The organism is Thermogemmatispora carboxidivorans, assembly GCF_000702505.1.
In the GTDB taxonomy this organism is placed as follows: Bacteria; Chloroflexota; Ktedonobacteria; order Ktedonobacterales; family Ktedonobacteraceae; genus Thermogemmatispora; species Thermogemmatispora carboxidivorans.
On the sequence record NZ_JNIM01000001.1, the window covers coordinates 3110995 to 3127679 of the forward strand.

At 60.9% G+C, this 16685-nt stretch carries 11 protein-coding genes; 6 read left to right on the forward strand and 5 right to left on the reverse strand.

The window, feature by feature from the left end; all coding sequences use genetic code 11:
• Nucleotides 1-138: 138 nt before the first annotated feature.
• Nucleotides 139-819, reverse strand: a complete 681-nt coding sequence (locus tag N688_RS12220) for a glycosyltransferase family 9 protein (protein WP_052889544.1) — start codon at nucleotides 817-819, stop codon at nucleotides 139-141.
• Nucleotides 820-1147: 328 nt separating this feature from the next.
• Here N688_RS12220 and N688_RS12225 point away from each other — a divergent pair, with 328 nt between their 5' ends.
• The 3 genes from N688_RS12225 to N688_RS12235 all read left to right on the forward strand — a co-directional run bounded on the left by N688_RS12225 (nucleotide 1148) and on the right by N688_RS12235 (nucleotide 3830).
• Entirely contained in the window at nucleotides 1148-1549 is a 402-nt protein-coding gene (locus N688_RS12225; RefSeq protein WP_052889545.1) for a (R)-mandelonitrile lyase, read from the forward strand.
• Between the two features lie 238 nt (nucleotides 1550-1787).
• On the forward strand, nucleotides 1788-2297 hold the full coding sequence (locus tag N688_RS12230) for a GNAT family N-acetyltransferase (RefSeq protein ID WP_052889546.1): 510 nt from the start codon (nucleotides 1788-1790) through the stop codon (nucleotides 2295-2297).
• Nucleotides 2298-2537: 240 nt separating this feature from the next.
• Nucleotides 2538-3830, forward strand: a complete 1293-nt coding sequence (locus tag N688_RS12235) for an MFS transporter (RefSeq protein ID WP_052889547.1) — start codon at nucleotides 2538-2540, stop codon at nucleotides 3828-3830.
• Between the two features lie 147 nt (nucleotides 3831-3977).
• Here N688_RS12235 and N688_RS12240 read toward each other — a convergent pair whose 3' ends face one another.
• Together N688_RS12240 and N688_RS12245 are read right to left on the reverse strand one after the other, a co-directional pair.
• Entirely contained in the window at nucleotides 3978-4640 is a 663-nt protein-coding gene (locus N688_RS12240) for a hypothetical protein (RefSeq protein WP_052889548.1), read from the reverse strand.
• Nucleotides 4637-6121 carry an APC family permease gene (locus N688_RS12245; protein ID WP_052889549.1) on the reverse strand — a complete coding sequence of 495 codons (1485 nt, stop codon included), beginning with the start codon at nucleotides 6119-6121 and terminating at the stop codon, nucleotides 4637-4639. The genes N688_RS12240 and N688_RS12245 overlap by 4 nt, the downstream gene beginning before the upstream one ends.
• A gap of 391 nt (nucleotides 6122-6512) precedes the next feature.
• Between N688_RS12245 and N688_RS12250 the strand changes: the two genes are divergently transcribed.
• Nucleotides 6513-7850, forward strand: coding sequence for a hypothetical protein (locus N688_RS12250; RefSeq protein WP_052889550.1), 1338 nt, complete (start codon nucleotides 6513-6515; stop codon nucleotides 7848-7850).
• A 142-nt stretch (nucleotides 7851-7992) separates the two neighbouring features.
• Here the strand turns inward: N688_RS12250 and N688_RS12255 are convergent, their stop codons facing one another.
• Nucleotides 7993-10713: a malectin gene (locus N688_RS12255; RefSeq protein WP_162179551.1), complete on the reverse strand. Its 2721-nt coding sequence runs from the start codon at nucleotides 10711-10713 to the stop codon at nucleotides 7993-7995.
• A gap of 479 nt (nucleotides 10714-11192) precedes the next feature.
• Here N688_RS12255 and N688_RS12260 point away from each other — a divergent pair, with 479 nt between their 5' ends.
• Nucleotides 11193-12230 (forward strand): LacI family DNA-binding transcriptional regulator, encoded by a 1038-nt coding sequence (locus N688_RS12260; protein ID WP_081839206.1) that lies wholly within the window; start codon nucleotides 11193-11195, stop codon nucleotides 12228-12230.
• A gap of 146 nt (nucleotides 12231-12376) precedes the next feature.
• On the opposite strand, the gene N688_RS12265 is transcribed toward N688_RS12260, so the two are convergent.
• A complete protein-coding gene (locus tag N688_RS12265; protein ID WP_162179552.1) occupies nucleotides 12377-12868 on the reverse strand; it encodes a GNAT family N-acetyltransferase in 492 nt (163 codons plus the stop codon).
• Between the two features lie 662 nt (nucleotides 12869-13530).
• Between N688_RS12265 and N688_RS12270 the strand changes: the two genes are divergently transcribed.
• The gene (locus N688_RS12270; protein ID WP_081838787.1) at nucleotides 13531-16494 is read left to right on the forward strand and encodes a discoidin domain-containing protein; all 2964 of its coding nucleotides are present in this window, start codon (nucleotides 13531-13533) and stop codon (nucleotides 16492-16494) included.
• Nucleotides 16495-16685: the final 191 nt, after the last annotated feature.

The window sequence follows — 16685 nt, forward strand, 5'->3', positions numbered from 1 at the left end:
TCTTGGGAGCCACAACCTCAGTCTGAGCGTTGGCAGTACTTTCTGCCTTCGGCACGAGCCAGCCCGCGCTCGCGTGTCGTCTGAACTGAGCAGGAGCTGACGCCTGCCTCGCCTGCCGCCTATTCCACCCCTGCCTCATCAAGTAGTCTGCCACAAGACGGCATCCTGCTCCTGACGGTGCAGCTCCCGCCCCTCCTCAGATCTAAAGAGGGCCAGCGCCTCAGCCAGAACCTCCTCGGGCCTGATTGACGAGACAAACGAGTCGCTATGCGAACAGGAGGCCGTCAGGCAATCACGGCCACAGACTGGACAGCGGAATTGCCAGGCCACCAGCAGGCGATGACGAGCCCGAGTCAAAGGGCCAGCGGTCAGCGCATTGAAGGCCCAATAGATGCCAACCGTGGCCGTACCTACGGCCTCAGCCAGATGCAGAGGGCCAGAGTCGTTGCCGACCACCAGGCGGGCCATGCGCAAGAGGGCCGCCAGCCCACCGAGCGAGAGGCGCCCACAGAGATCGAGCACAGGGGCCTGTACAGCAGTCTTCACCGCCTCTACGAGCCCCCGCTCGGTCTCTGTACCGATCAGGGCCAGCTGGGCCCCTGCCGCTGCCAGCCTCTCCCCCACCCAGGCAAAGGCTGCCGGTGGCCAGCGGCGCCGCGGATCACTGGCGCCTGGATGCAAGACCACCAGCCTGGCCAGTGGCCAGGAGAGGCCAGGCAACTGCCTCAGTTCCTCGACATCAGCAGCGATGAGTGGCAGGTGTGGCTCCAGCGTTGTGGCCGCTGCTCCCACGAGGGCCACCACCTCCAGATAGCGCACAATCTCAGACTGCAGGTAGACGTAGGGCAGCCAGCGATCCAGGGGAGCAGCCTCGGGGGTACGCAGGCCAACGGTTTATGAATGCAAGTCTTTCTTTGATTTCTAATGATATTCTAATTTTGATTTATACCGAAAAAGCAATATTATGCCCGGAAATAAAAGCGACATCTAGAGGGAATAAGAGAGTGCTGCTGAATGTTCTCCAGAGAGGGCAGTCCCTGGCAGGCCGCCGTCCTCTCGCACCAGACCACGGCCAGCCCCAGAGCCTGCCCTTTCAAGCGCCAGAACAGGGCAGCGATCACACAGACAGAAGGAGAAATGAAGCAAGATGGAGATTCGCCGGAGTGGCTCCCAGCCATCGCAGCAAGGGCCCGCCGAGCACTTCACGGGTCAGGCGCGCATTGATCCACTGGGCGAAGCCCAGGAACCTGGACGGGTGCGCGCCATCAGCGTGACCTTCGAACCGGGTGCCCGTACGGCCTGGCACAGCCATCCCCTCGGGCAGATCCTGATCGTCACTGCCGGCTGTGGGCGGGTCCAGCGCTGGGGCGGCCCTGTTGAGGAGATTCGTCCGGGAGATGTGGTCTGGTCCGCACCCGGCGAAAAGCACTGGCACGGCGCCGCCCCCACCACGGCCATGACGCACATCGCTATTCAAGAGCAGCTCGAAGGACGCACAGCCGACTGGCAGGAGCCGGTCAGCGATGAGCAATATCAAGGGCAATCCTGAGCAGGCTCTCAGGTCTCACCACGCGGGATGGCGGAGCTGAAGAATGTGATAGACTGAAGGGAGCAGAAGCACGGCGTCGCAACCAGGAAGGGGCGACTCATGGCCCACCCTGGCCGGCGCCCTGTTCCCATAACCAACCTGACTAGAGGGAGGCAAACCACCACTGACTCACGAAGAGAGTCTTCAGCCTCAACTGTCCCACCGCTCACCTGGAGAGCTGGCAGCTATCTGGGGCGCCGTGCGCACACCGCGCCTGCTGCTTCGCCGCCTGCAAGCCGAGGATGGACCAGCGATGTTTCGCGTGCACGGCGACCCGGCCACCTACCAGTATAGCCCGGAGAGCGTCCACCGCTCCCTGGCCAGCAGCGAGGCCATGCTGCGCCTCTGCCGCCAGCACTGGAGCAAGCACGGCTTCGGCTACTGGGCCGTGGAGCTAGCACAGGACCGAACAATCATCGGCTTCGGCGGACTGGAGCAGCAGCGCTGGCACGAGTACACCGTCCTCAACCTCTACTATCGCTTCACACCGAGCGCCTGGGGCCACGGCTACGCCACCGAGATGGCCCGCACGGCTCTGCAGCTCGCCCAGGCTTATCTACCGTCACTACCGATCATCGCGCGTATCAGAAGCGCCAACCTGCCATCGCAACAGGTCGCGCTCAAGGTTGGCCTGCAGCGGCTGCCCGAGGAGATGGAAGAACCGGGCTACTATGTTTTTGCATCCGCGTATCCTGGCTGGTCACGGTGAGAGCGGCGCAAGGCATCAGCGAATGAGCAAGCAAGTAAGCAAGCAGACAAGCTGAAGGGCTAAGCTTGAACCCTTTTACGAGCAGAGGCATCAAGGGAGTATACTGACTGAGATGCTGTCATGAGCAGCAAGCAGTCAGCTCACGACAGGGCAGGGCCTCGGGACGGCCCGTCGCAGTCCACCTGAGTCCGGTCAGTGAGAATATCATCAAGCAAGGGAAGGAGGATACACAGACGACTTATGGACCAAACCGCAGGGATGCGCCCCTTTTCGTTAGCGCGACGGCGGTGGGCTCGGCTGGCTGTCGCTCTTTTATTCTTTTTGAACGGCGTACTGCTCGCGACCTGGGCAGCTCGTATTCCTGCCGTTCAGGCCCGTTTGGCACTGGCGCCGGCGATTCTCGGTAGCGTCCTCTTTAGCGGAGCCGCCGGAGCTCTGGCCGGCATGAGTGGCGGTGGCTACCTGGTAGCGCGCTATGGTAGCCGGCGCATCGCGATTCTTGCCACGCTCAGCCTCTGTGTGACGCTGACCCTGATCGCAGTAGCGCCGAGCTTGCCTCTGCTCATCGCCAGCGTGGCCCTGCTCGGAGCCAGCTCGGGAGCGATGGACGTCTCCATGAACACCCAGGGGGTAGCTGCAGAGCGCCTCTACGGCCAGCCTATCCTCAACTCCTTTCACGCCTGCTACAGCTTTGGGAGCCTGGCTGGCTCCCTGCTCGGGGGGCTCATCGCTGGATATGATATCCCATTGCTACCACATTTCAGCGGCGTTGCCCTAGCGAGCGCGCTCCTGACGCTCTGTTGCATTGCGGCCCTCCTGCCGTCGTCTCATGATCAGCCCACTGGCGAGCGCGCGGGCGAGGCCCGGAGAGCGATATTTGCCCGCCCGTCGAGGGCTACGCTGGCGCTGGGACTGATCGCCTTCTGCTCCCTCTTTGGAGAGGGAGCGATGGCCGACTGGAGCGCACTCTATCTCAACAACAACCTGCACAGCGGGGCTGGCCTGGCCCCCATCGGTTACGCCATCTTCTCCGTGACGATGATGGTCAGTCGCAGCCTCGGGGATGCCCTCACGGCCCGCCTGGGCGCAGCCCTGATGGTACGTCTTGGAGGACTGTTGGCAGCCAGCGGTCTGGCCCTGGTGCTGCTTGCCCCCTGGCTGGTGCTGGCTTTATTCGGTTTTGCTCTGATCGGTTGCGGCCTCAGCGTCACGTTTCCTTTGACACTCAGCTCCGCCGGGCGCCTTGCCGGGCAAGGTCAGGCCACCAGCACCGCCCTGGCAGCCGTTGCCACCTGCGGCTACACCGGCCTCATGGCTGGTCCCCCTACAATCGGCTTCGTGGCCAGCTTTGTGGGCCTACGCCTGGCTTTGGGCCTCATCATCCTGCTGAGCCTGTGCATCAGCCTCCTGGCCGGTGCAGCAGACAACAACGGGGGTCCCACGAAGGTGAACCAGCACGCTTTAGCTTCTACGAGCAGCACACAATCACCGTCGACAGCGACCCCCCATCAACAGGATTCCAGCGCCACCTAGACCGATCCTCAATTACAGAAGATTGCTTTTGCCCTCCCCATTCCCAGAAGAGAGCCTTTAGCAAGAGATGAAGCGGATAGCCTCGATCTCGCCCAGAGGTCCAGGACCAGGCTATCCGCCCCATCCATCTCCAGGAGGGCAGAGCGCTTAGGCGCCACGAGCCAAACCGCGGCGCCGGCGCTCCTGAATTAGCGGTCGCGGTGGCCTGCCCTCAAAGAGATAGTAACGTGTCGTCTGGAACTGCAGCGACGGAGAGCGCTCTCCAGACCAGACCAGGCCAGAATGGAGGCGAATCCACTCATAGTAGTAGGGGGCCAGCTCAAAGGCAGCATAGCGATGCTGCTCGCTGGCCCGCAGACGCTCGGGCAACGACGGCTGGGCAAACAAGACCAGATTGCTCCAATTACCATCTCCGAGCTGGAGAGAGGCATAGCTCACCAGCTCAGGGAAACGAGCCAGCTCCCCAATGAGCGCCAGATCAACTCGCTGGATCTGCTCGTCCAGCCCCATAGGACGCTGAGCCTGCTTCTTCCCAATGAAGCCTACAAAGCCCAACTCACCGCGCTCGCTGCCTGGTAGTCTGTAGACGAGCAAACGCGAGGGAGGGCCGGAGCGGCGAGGGAGCAACCGCCCATGAAAAGGCCACGAGACAGCAGAGCGACGGCGCCGCAGCCGCTCGAACTGAGTATAACAGAGCAGCAGCATCCTGGTCAGCAGGGGCTCATCAAAGTGATCATCCCCAAGGCCGCCACAGCCCAGCGTCTTCAGGGACAGCCCGTCGAAAGCGGTGAACAGGCCATTTGTGCTCATACGGCCACTTCCTCCTCTTCCTCAAGAAAGATCGCCTTACCCCGCTCCAGCGCCTTCGGGTGACGCCATTGCAGAAATCCGAGATAGATCACCCCCAGCACAATCCAGAGCACGAGAATGGGCAGCGCCAGATTGAGCGGGTAGGCCGGCAGTGGATAGACCTGCACCGCCAGCGGGAAGAAGAGAATGATCGTCGGCACCAGCGACAGGACGACATGACGCCAGAAGCCAAATTCTCGCCGTCGCTCGCGGAAATAGAAAGCGGCAGCAGCCAGACAGGCCGCGATATAAAGCAGCAGGAAACCAAGCGTCAAGACAGTGCCCAGCAGCGAGAAAGCCGTTGAAACCCCGAAGAGGAAGCCGGTGGCCAGAGACACCAAGGTGGCCAGGGCAACATGGAAAGCGATGGCGACACTCGGGGTTCGATGTCTGCTTAGATGCCCCAGGAAAGACGGTAAAGCACCAGCACGCGCCAGGGCATAGACAACGCGCGTCGTGGCATTGATGCCCGCATTGCCGTTGCCAAGCGAGCTATTGATCACTGCCAGACTCAAGATAACTGGTCCAGCAACACCCCAGTAGCGCGCCCCCAAGACGACCCAGGGGTTGGAGGCCGTCACGTAGCTGTCCAGTTGAGCAGGTCCCCAGCCGATAACGCCCGCATAGGCAGCCAGCACATAAAAGAGACCGATACCCAGAGCCGAAAAGATCACCGCTCGCGGGATCGTCCGACGCGGCTGCTCGCTCTCCTCCGCCAGAGGAGCAGCCGCCTCAAAGCCCAGGAAGGCCAGAAAGGCAAAGACCATGCCCTGCCCAATACCAAGCCAGCCCCCCAGACCGCGATCGGCAGTAAAAGCCGGGGTAAAGGTAGTCAGGTCATTATGATCTCCGGCAGTAATGATCATCGTGAGGCTCAAGGCCAGCAGCACGCCGACCTCGATCAGGCCCAGCACCAGGCTAGCATCAGCCGACAGCTTGATTCCGAAATACGTCAGCAGGAGAAGCAGGCCATTGCCGATCAGCACCCAAACATACCAGGGCAGGTGCAGGCCCGTCAGATCCGCCAGCAGACTTTCACTCACGGTTCCCCAGACGAGGCCGATAAATGGCAGGAGCAAGGGCTGAGCAAGCAGAAAGATCCAGCCGGCAAGGAAGCCGAGGCGCGCCCCCAGGCCACGACTGATATAGGTATACAAGCCACCAGCCGAGGGGATATGAATGGCCAATTGGCCAATGTTAGCGGCTACCAGAGTGCTGGCCACTGTCGCCAACAGCACCGCCAGTGGCAGCGAGGCCCCCGTATAGGGAATAGCAGGAGTGAGAGCGGCGGTGACAGCAGTGGCCGGAGCCATCGACGTAATAGATTGAAAGAGTACTTCGGAGAGACCTATGGCATTGCGTCGCAGGCCAGGCTGAGCCGCTCCTTCCCTCGGCTCCCCGCTCAGCACCGCCCCAGCAACGTGCTCGGACGTCTCAGACATAGATGGTCATTCCCCTTTCTCTCGCTAGAAGCGTCCTCATTCCTCAGAGGAAAAACAAAAACAGAGAGAAATGACTCCTCTCTGCTCCTCCAGGGAAACGATGAACCGCCGACAGTGGCGGTGACGGCGCCGTTCGCCCACACTTGCTGGTCCAGCTATTGATAGCTTACCTGCCTCTCACCGGCTCTGTCAATAGGTTGTTGACAAAGTTCATCCAGATAGTCAATAATAGCTTTGGAAATCAGTCTCGCGGCAGGCGCCGGGAAGCAAGAGCGCGGCGACCCAGGAAGCTGATTTCACTCCCGCCAAGATAGCCAAGGGCAAGAGACGAGGACGTGCTGAGACCCGCGGTGGGGGAGCTGTACAGAGGATAAGCGAGGAGACGAAGATCATGAGCGACCAGCAGCAACAGCCTGGCTTCTCCGCAGAGGGGCCAGACGAGGAGCAAGCCTTACAAGAGCTGCTCACCTTTCCTTTTGTAGAGGCCCTCTTTGGAAGGCGCTCACGCCGCTTTCTTCTCGGGGCCGAGATTCCTGATGGGCCACTGGCATATCGGTCCCGTTACGAACCCCTGCCCCTCAGCGAGCTGGAGACCCTGCTTGTACTTCTTGCCGTCGGCGGAAATACTGGCTGGCACCACTCGATCACCCGTCACGAGCGCTATGCACCCCATCTCGCCAACTACGCGGGAGCCGCTGGCGGAAGAACCTTCCCTTCCGCTGCCGGTTTCCACACCAGTGAGATCTTCTTCACTGACGACAGCGGCACCTATTTCTTTGCAACGCGCGACGCCCCTGCCCTGGTGTCGCGCGCAGCGGATGGCCAGCTCTCCCTGACGGACTTACTGCGCGCCCATCGTGCGCGGATTCGCCGCCTCTCAGATCAGCGGATCTACCTGCCACCGCGCGAGCCTTATATGGAGGGACACAATACCTGGGTTGCCAACCGCCCCGGCTCGCTTCTCGTGATCCCGGTCGGCGACGTTGCCCAGCATACGATCGCCAATCTGTGCTTCTATGTGCAGAACGGCTACTGTATTTATGACGACATCCATCGGCGCCCCATTCCGGGCCTCGAGCGCTTCGCCGATCTGGTCGATGTTGACAATCCCTTACCACTGACCTTTCTGGACCAATATTCGCTGACCGAGTGCACTGCCGAACTGGCCACGGCTGCCTATGCCGGCATGCTGATGCTCCAGGCCCTGGGCCTTGGTGGCTGGATGTTCGACGGTATCGATCGTCTGACCATGTTGGGCGCCAGCGGCGACCCCGCGGTGCCAGGGCTTGGCTTCCGCTACGATACCGATGAACGCTGGTCACAGCCCAACCCAACCGGCCTGCCCGGTATCTTCGAAGGTTATTGTCCACCACATTTTCCAACGATGCGCGCCGCGGTCGAGCGCTTCTGCGAACGCAAGTTTGGTCCCGGTGGACCTTTCCACCCCGATACTCCAGGCCCGTGGAAGGAGAGCCGGAGGGTACGAGCCAGCGCTCAGGTCCATGACGAGCGCTTTCGCGAGTGCGTCGCGCTCCAGGCTCAGTATATCTTTGACACTTTCGGGAAATTTCCCGCTACGGTCCCGACGATCTTTATCTTGATGTATCTACAAGCTCATCACCTGGACCTGGAATACTACGATACGCTATTCGAGCCAGGGGCCTACCTGCGTACCCATGCCGAACATCTGCGTAAGTGGCATGGCCTTGCTCAGCCAAAGGAGCGCTAGCTTCTGGCTCCGCCGCAGACCAGAGATCTCCCCTCTTGCCTTGCTGCTACAGCGGAATGCAGCTGCTTGTCTTCAGGCAGCTGCATTCCGCTACCAGTGAATGCCTCCACAGAGAGAGCACCAACCCGGGAGCGAGCAAGCGTCAGGGATAGCTCACCAGATAGGCGTTGGTCGTGGTCGAATTCGAGGGGCCGCCGGTGTTGTTGATAATATGCAGAATCGTCCCTACGCCGCCGAGCGAGACCGTCACCAGGTCGTGGAAGGTCACCCCCGCCGTATTGGGCACCTCAAAAGCGCGGTCCGCGACGATCGAGGGATCAACGTTGAAGTAGCAGTAGCTGCCCACTCCCCAGGCTTCATGACTGGTTACCGAGTTTGCGACCTTGTAGGCGGCATAGCCGCGTGTGCTGCCGTTCATCCAGGCTGCCTGGTTGGGTGGATCATAGGGCATCTCGTTCTGGAAGAAGTAGGTGCGCCCTCCGTTCCCATTCCAGATGACCTCGTACTGCTGATAGTGCTCGACGAAGAGGCCATACATGGTCACGTTATTGCCATTGACCACCAGGCCATTGGCAGCGGGATTGACGGTCCAGCCAACGCCGCTGCCGTGGTCGGCCCGCCAGAGCCAGAGGTCATCACCAATGACATTGTTGCTGTTGATCACCAGGCTCTGAGTGGCCTGACCGGGGCCAGCTCCGCCGATGCGGAAGAAGACATCGCTGAGCACGGTCGGATTGGCAGCATGGTTTTGAGAGGAGCCGCTGGGGCCGACCTGCAGCAATACCGGCGAATTGACTGGGCCAGCGTCAAAGAGCAGTCCCGCGATCGAGACCCCGTCGACATCGGCCACTGTCATGGGAATGACCCCATTCTGCGGCACCAGCGTCGCCAGCCCCAACCCCAGCACAACCGTATTCGGGCGCGTGATGTTGATAGTGCCGTTGAGCTGGTAGACCCCCGGCGTGAAAAGCAGATTCAGACCCTGGGCCAGGGCGTTGTTGATGGTGGCAGCAGAGTCGCCAGGATGGGCAATGTAGAACTGGCTGATGGGAATCGAGGTACCTGCCGGCGTCCCATTGGCCCAGGTTGTTCCCTGACTATTGCTGCGCAGCGCTGGCACGAAGACGTAGTAGTTGCCGCTCTGGTCGATAGAGAGGAAAGGCTTCTCCCGAATCACTGGCGTCTGGTTGACCACTGTCTCGGGCGGATTGGGGAAGCTCGGCGGCGGCGCGCCGTTGACTCCCACGAAGACCATGTTCCAGACGCCACCGTTCCAGCTACCAAGCTGATCGTTGCGCGAGAGCCACTGCTGCTGCGAGCCAGACTGCGTCTGACCAGTGACCAGGCTATCGGCCAGGAAGCCACCGCTGGCCCAACCACCATCCCAGAGCAGGAGATTGCCCTGGATGTCAACACGCCGCAGCGGCGAGGCCTGGGCCGCAGCCCATTTGTTCCAGCCACCGGACGGGATAATCTTGAGGTTCTCAGCAGCACGCCAGAAATTCTGGGTGGCGTTGCCATTCATCCAGGCCGCGTCGAGGTTGACCGCGCCATTGATCACCACGTCATCAGGTGAGCGGCCCAGTCCAAGCACCTGGGTATAGAAACCAACGTTGACCGTGACATTGTAGGTGCCTGGCTTGAAGAGGAGGGCGTAGCGATTGGTGCCGAACTGGTTGGTTTGCTGCTGGCTGTAGATGGCGTCGAGGGTGCTCTGGATCGTCGAGCTGGGCATCGAGGGGTCGAAGATGTAGACATTCGGCCCGAAATTGGGCGTACCCCCCGGCGGCGTCGCTGTTGACGTCGGCGTCGGGGTAGGCGTACCGCCCGCCCCCGGCAGGATCTCCAGCCCGTTCACCTGGGCATTGTCCACTACCGTGCTAAACTGGATCACTATCGTCCCGCTCGTCGTCGCTGTCGCACTCACCTGCCTCACTACCGCCTTGTTCGCTCCTCCCGCTGCCGCATAGATATCAAAGTTCGTCAGCACCTGCTGCCCGTTGATGCTCACATTAAAGACCCGCTTACCCGCCGCACTCCAATACGTCTCAGCAAAGTGCAGCCGCACCGTGTAGGCCGCCCCCGCCGTCAGGTTCGAAATCGTGTACGTGAAGTTCCCGTAGCGATTGCTCTGATAGACCGCCTGCGGCGCCGGGTTCGTCACCCCCGACGTATCAATGGCATTGCTCGTGCTGGCCGTCGTCCCGCCACTATAGTAGCCGTCTGCGCTGAAGGGCGCCACCGCCGGCCCGCCTGCGTTGATTCGCACAGCGCCAGCTGCAGGCAGGATCTCCAGCCCGTTCACCTGGGCATTGTCCACTACCGTGCTAAACTGGATCGCTATCGTCCCGCTCGTCGTCGCTGTCGCACTCACCTGCCTCACTACCGCCTTGTTCGCTCCTCCCGCTGCCGCATAGATATCAAAGTTCGTCAGCACCTGCTGCCCGTTGATGCTCACATTAAAGACCCGCTTACCCGCCGCGCTCCAATACGTCTCAGCAAAGTGCAGCCGCACCGTGTAGGCCGCCCCCGCCGTCAGGTTCGAAATCGTGTACGTGAAGTTCCCATAGCGATTGCTCTGATAGACCGCCTGCGGCGCCGGGTTCGTCACCCCCGACGTATCAATGGCACTGCTCGTGCTGGCCGTCGTCCCGCCACTATAGTAGCCGTCTGCGCTGAAGGGCGCCACCGCCGGCCCGCCTGCGTTGATCTGTACAGGGGCCTCGGCATGGGCATGGGGGGCCGAGTCGAGCGCCGGGAGCACGAGAAAGAACGAGCCAAGAGAGAGGAGGATCAACAAACTCAAAAGACCTCGCCGCGCAATCCTGCGCCGTTGCGTCACTCCGGGAGCATATGCGTCCATGACATCTCCTTTCTGAAAGGTCACTGCTGGCAGGTACGGTCAGGGACTTCGCCTCGCTCTTGTTCTGCCAGTCCATGCATCGATCAGTCGAGCAAGCCAGGCTAGTCGCCCCCACAAGGACAGCCAGCAAAGCAGCGAGTTGGCTGGTACTGGCGCCATATTCAGCGCAAGCAATCGAGGAAGAGGAGCCTCGCCTCCTTTCTGCTCTATGCTGCCCGCCTGTTGTGACGAAGCGAGCCAGCTGAAGCGACGGGGGAGAGATCTCTGGCTCGCCAACTTTTTTTCGAAAGAAAGCCGAAATCGTTTTCTAGAAGAAACTATACGGATTTGCACTCTGCTTGTCAAGAGAGCGAGCTGGAGGGATAGCAACAGCAGCGGTAACAGGAGGGAAGGAGCAAAGGGGAGTTGAGATGACTGTGCAGTGGCTGTGCTATAATAGGTCGGAAACTTTCAGAGGGGAGCAAGCACAGCATAAGTCAATGGCAAGACGACACAACATCGACGGGCGACCCACCATTGCCCAAATTGCCAGAATAGCGGGGGTTTCGGTCCCCACGGTCTCCAAAGTGCTGAACGGGCGAGCAGACGTCTCGCTACCGACGCGCGAGAAAGTCGAGCGGATCATTGAAGAGTACGGCTTTGTGCGCAACCGTGCGGCGCGGGCGCTGCGCAAAGGGAAGACTGGTCTGGTCGACCTGCTGCTGCCACGGCTGGACGACGAATACTATCTGCCCATCTTAGAAGGGGTAGCCCAAGTCCTACGTGACGCTGGGCTGCGCCTGGTTTTGACAGCCACCGACTACAAATCGGAGGAAGAGGTACGCTGGATTGCCACAGTCACCGATCACTCAACCGATGGCATCCTGGTAATGCTCCCATCAGAGCGAGCCATCGAGCAGCTTGAACGCGCGGGGCTCCCCTTTGTGCTGATTCACAATCAAGGGGGCCTCCAGGCAATGGCTCCCTCAGTGCGTATCACCAGTTGGGAAGGCGGCTTTGTGGCCACAACCCACCTGATCCGGCTGGGTCACCGGCGCATCGCCTACATCGGCAAGACCTCCCCGGCCAGAGATGCCATTGAGCGCATCGCCGGCTACCGCGCCGCCCTGGATGCCGCTGGGCTGCCGCTGATGCCCGAGCTGGAGTGCGATGGCGACTTTACCGAAGCCAGTGGCTATCAGGCCACCCTGCGCTTGCTAGAGCTGCCCGAGCCACCCACAGCGATCTTCGCCGGTAACGATCGCCAGGCGGCTGGCGTCTACCGGGCTCTGCATGAGCGCGGGCTGGCTGTCCCTGATCAGATGAGCGTCGTGGGCTTTGATAATCTGCCCTATACCGAGATCATGAATCCACCGCTGACGACGATTCATGCGCCCCGCCTGGAGCTGGGCCGCACGGCGGCGACGATGCTACTACGCCTCATCAATGGTGAGCAGCTGGAGATGCCACGCGTGGTGCTGCCAACGCATCTGGTGGAACGTCAGTCGTGCTCTCCACCGCGCCAGCAGCAGGAATAAAGCGATCCCGGAGAGTCGAGCCGGGCAACGAGGCCCGTGCCTCCTCTCATTCCCAAGGAGAGATGGACGCAGGACCCGCAACAGTGCGCAACAAGGTCGGGCAGTCCCGCATGCTCCTCAGCAGAGTTGCTGACTGATGGCAGCTCCTAGAGGAGCGGTTTCTCGTAGAGAATCATCTCCAGCGGCTGGATCTCTCCAGAAGGTTGACGCTGCTGATAGAAGGTGCGCCCTACCTCGCGAAAGCCGTTTTTGAGATAAAGGTGCTGGGCCGCAACCTGGAGTACGGAGGTATCGAGATGCAACAGACGGTACCCAAGGGCGCGGGCCCGCGTTTCGAGCGCTTGCAAAAGACGCTGACCGTAGCCACGGCCCTGGTATTGGGGGAGGACGCGCATGCGCTTGATCTCGGCTCGTCCCTCACCAGTGCGCTTCAAGGCTCCCATCGCGACGATCTTGCCATCGCATTCCCCTATCAGAAATTCTCCGCCGCTGTTGAGATAGTGCTCTTCAATGGCATAGACATCGTCATCCCAGGGACCCCGCCCCAGATAGGCCCCCGTCTCTTTGAGCACGGCTACATGTAACTGTTCAACCGCGGCTTGATCAGCAGGAGTATAGCGGCGTAGCCTGAACTCCAAGGGCTTTGCCCCCTTCCCGATCGATTGATTGGTCCCTCTCTTCATAGGCGATACGCAGCCAGTCCCTCGCTCGGAGCACCCTCGCTCTTCCAGGCCAGCCATCGGCAGACGTGGGGTTGAGGAGGAGGGATACGATCATGATAGCACTCCGCCCTCGCTTACGACAAGACACAGTCGGCCCCAGCGGCCTCCATGCTCGGACGATCTTCGCCAGGTAAGCAAGAGGATGGAGAAAGAGAGGTTGCAGCGCCTGCACTCGCTCTTTTTCGAAAAAAGCACTGACAGTTTCATCCCCCCCCTTGACAGAGAGCCGCGAATTCTCTATATTCAAGACAAAGCCTTCGATATTGATTTCGCAAAATTTCGAAAGAAAAGGAGGGGAAACCTCAGCGCCGTATTCCCGTCCCCGAATGAGGTCAACAGGCTGGCAGCCAGCACGACAGAGGGGTCCTGGCCGGCTGCAGGGTGCCTGACCTCGCCAGAAGCACAGACCTGCGCGATCGACTCAAGCCGCAAAGAAGCAAGCAAAGGAGTTTGTCATGGATGCACCTGCTCCCGATGTAGCAAGGCAGCCCAGGTCACCATTGTCAGGGTTGGCTCCAGCGCCGTTGCGTACGCTTCGCTGGTTTCTCGTGTTTATGTTAGTGTGCTCCTGGAGCGTGATGGCATTACTGCTGGGCCGGACGCCTCTGGCAAGAGCCGCGACAGCAATCCAGATCAACGCGGGTGGGCCGGCGGTCGCGCCCTTTGTGGCCGACATCGACTTCTCGGGTGGTGGCACCTCCTCCACTTCTAACACCGTCGACACCTCTGGCGTCTCCAACCCTGCTCCCCAGGCCGTTTATCAGAGCGCCCGTCTTGGCAACTTCGCCTACACCATTCCCAATTTGCCCCCCGGCTCCAGCTATACCGTTCGCCTCCATTTCGCCGAAACCTACTGGACCGCCCCCGGCAAGCGCGTTTTCAACGTCAGCCTCAACGGTCAAACGGTCCTCTCCAACTTCGATATCTTCGCCGCCGGAGGCGCTAACAAGGCCGTCATTAAGGAGTTCAGCGCCACTGCCTCCTCCAGCGGGACTATCACCCTCCAGTTCAGCTCTGTCGTCGATCAGGCTCAGCTCAACGGTCTGGAGATTCTGCCAGCTTCGAGCAGCGGCTGGGCGCTGGTCTGGAGCGACAATTTCAGCGGCCCTGCTGGCAGCTCGCCCTCAGCGGACAACTGGATTATCGACACAGGTACGGGTTATCCTGGCGGAGCGGCCAACTGGGGCACCGGCGAGGTCGAGACCATGAGTAACTCGACCAGTAATGTCTACCTCGACGGCAATAATCACCTGAATATCACTGCCGTGAACAATAACGGGAGCTGGACCTCTGGGCGCATCGAGACCAAACGCAGCGATTTCGCCGCGCCGCCGGGCGGCATGTTGCAAATCAGCGCCTCCATCAAGCAGCCCAACCCAACCAACGGCCTCGGCTACTGGCCAGCCTTCAGCGCGATGGGCGCCCAGTACCGCGGCAACTACCAGAATTGGCCCGCTGTTGGTCAGATCGACATTTTAGAAGATGTCAACGGGCGCAGCGCTGAGATCGCAACGCTGCACTGTGGCAGCGCCCCAGGAGGACCCTGCAACGAGTACAATGGCCTCACCAGCGGCCTGGCCACCTGTTCAGGCTGCCAGAGCGGCTATCATACCTATTCAGTGATCATCGATCGCAGCCTCTCGGATGAGCAGATCCGCTGGTACCTGGATAACCAGCAGATCTGGATTGTGCGCGAGAGCCAGGTCGGCGTGAGCGCCTGGCAGGCCGCTGTCGACCATAGTTTCTTCTTGATCTTCGATCTGGCCATCGGCGGCTCCTTCCCGAACACGGTCTGTGGCTGCACCACGCCTACGAGCGCAACCTCGTCGGGTGGCACGCTGAGCATCGCCTCTGTTGCCGTTTACCAGAAGACGGGCACACCACCCCCAGCTATGACGACGCCACCAACGCCGAGCGGGGCCAGCGTTGTCAAGATCACCGGGACGCAGGGGAACTGGCAATTGCTCGTCAACGGCTCGCCCTACCTGATCAAGGGCGTGACCTTCGGTCCCCCAAACGCTGCCGCTCTGGCCTACATGCCCGACCTGCAGGCCCTGGGCGTCAACACGATCCGCACCTGGGGGACTGATAGCAGTACCCAGTCGCTGCTTGATGCAGCCTCTGCCTACGGCATCAAGGTTATCAATGGCTTCTGGCTCTCCCAGAGCGCCGACTACCTCAACGATAGCGCCTACAAAGCAAGTCAGCTCAGCGCGATCCAGAGCCTGGTCACTACCTACAAGAATAATCCGGCGGTGCTGATGTGGGACGTCGGCAACGAGGTCTTGCTCACTCTGCAAAATAGCTTTTCGGGGACACAGCTAGAGCAGGAGCGCAACGCTTACGCCCAGTTCGTGGACCAGGTGGCCCAGGCGATCCACGCTATCGATCCGAACCATCCAGTGACCTCAACCGATGCCTGGACCGGCGCCTGGCAGTACTACAAGGCCAATGCGCCCCATCTGGACCTCTACGCCGTCAATTCCTACGGAGCGGTCTGCAACGTCAAGCAGGACTGGATCAACGGCAGCTACACCGTCCCCTACATGGTGACCGAGTCGGGGCCGCCAGGCGAGTGGGAGGTGCCCAACGATGCCAACGGCGTCCCCCAGGAAAGCACGGACGTGCAGTCGGCCCAGGGCTACGCGAGCGCCTGGAATTGTATCACCGGCCACCACGGGGTAGCATTGGGGGCAACGCTCTTCAATTATGGCATCGAGAACGATTTCGGCGGCGTCTGGTTTAATCTGAAAACCGGCGGTTGGAAACGCCTGGCTTACTATACGGTCCAGCAGCTCTATACAGGGCAGACCCCACCGGCCAGCAGCACCCCGCCGCTGATCTCGAATCTGACAGTGAGCACGAATACGGTGCCAGCAGGCGGCCAGTTTACCTTGAGCGCCAGCGTCAGCAACCCCGGCAGTAATCTGCTGCGCTACAATATCATGTTCTGCAGTAAGTACATCGATGGCAGTACTGGTCTGCGTTACGCCACCTTCAGTCAGACGGGAACCAGCACTTTCACGGTGACGGCGCCCAAGGTGCTGGGCACCTGGAAGGTCTACCTGTATGCCTACGATGGTCAGGGGAACGTAGGCATCGAAACGCGCTCGTTCAAGGTGGTGCCGCCACCGGTCAACGGAAGCAATGTGGCGCTTGGCAAACCAACTACGGCCTCGTCTTACCAGACCACCGGCAATGGTGCCCCCTATCCGCCATCGAATGCTACCGATGGCAACCTGTCGACACGCTGGGCCAGCGACTGGAGTGATCCGCAGTGGATCATGGTCGATCTGGGCCAGGTGAGGCAAATCAGCCATATTCAACTGGTCTGGGAGGCCGCCTATGGCTCGGCCTATCAGATCCAGGTCTCGAACAATGGCACGACCTGGACGACGATTTATTCGACGACGAGCGGGACCGGTGGGGTCGACGATTTCAACGTGAGCGGCTCAGGGCGCTATGTGCGCCTCTATGGAACAGGGCGCGGTACCTCTTACGGCTACTCGCTCTGGGAATTTGGCATCTATACCCCCGCATAATGGCGCTCGTGGGGCGGCGCGCTCCGTCAGGACCGCCGGGCTCGCGAGCGTCAGCGGGCCAGGGTCACTGTTGCTCGCTCGTGTGCTCGCTCCTCCTGGCCCGCCGCGCCCGTGGGGGAGAGACAGCGACCGTCATGGCCGCCCTCTTCCCGCGGGCGCTCTCTTTCCTCCTTGAGGCAGCAGGAGCCGTC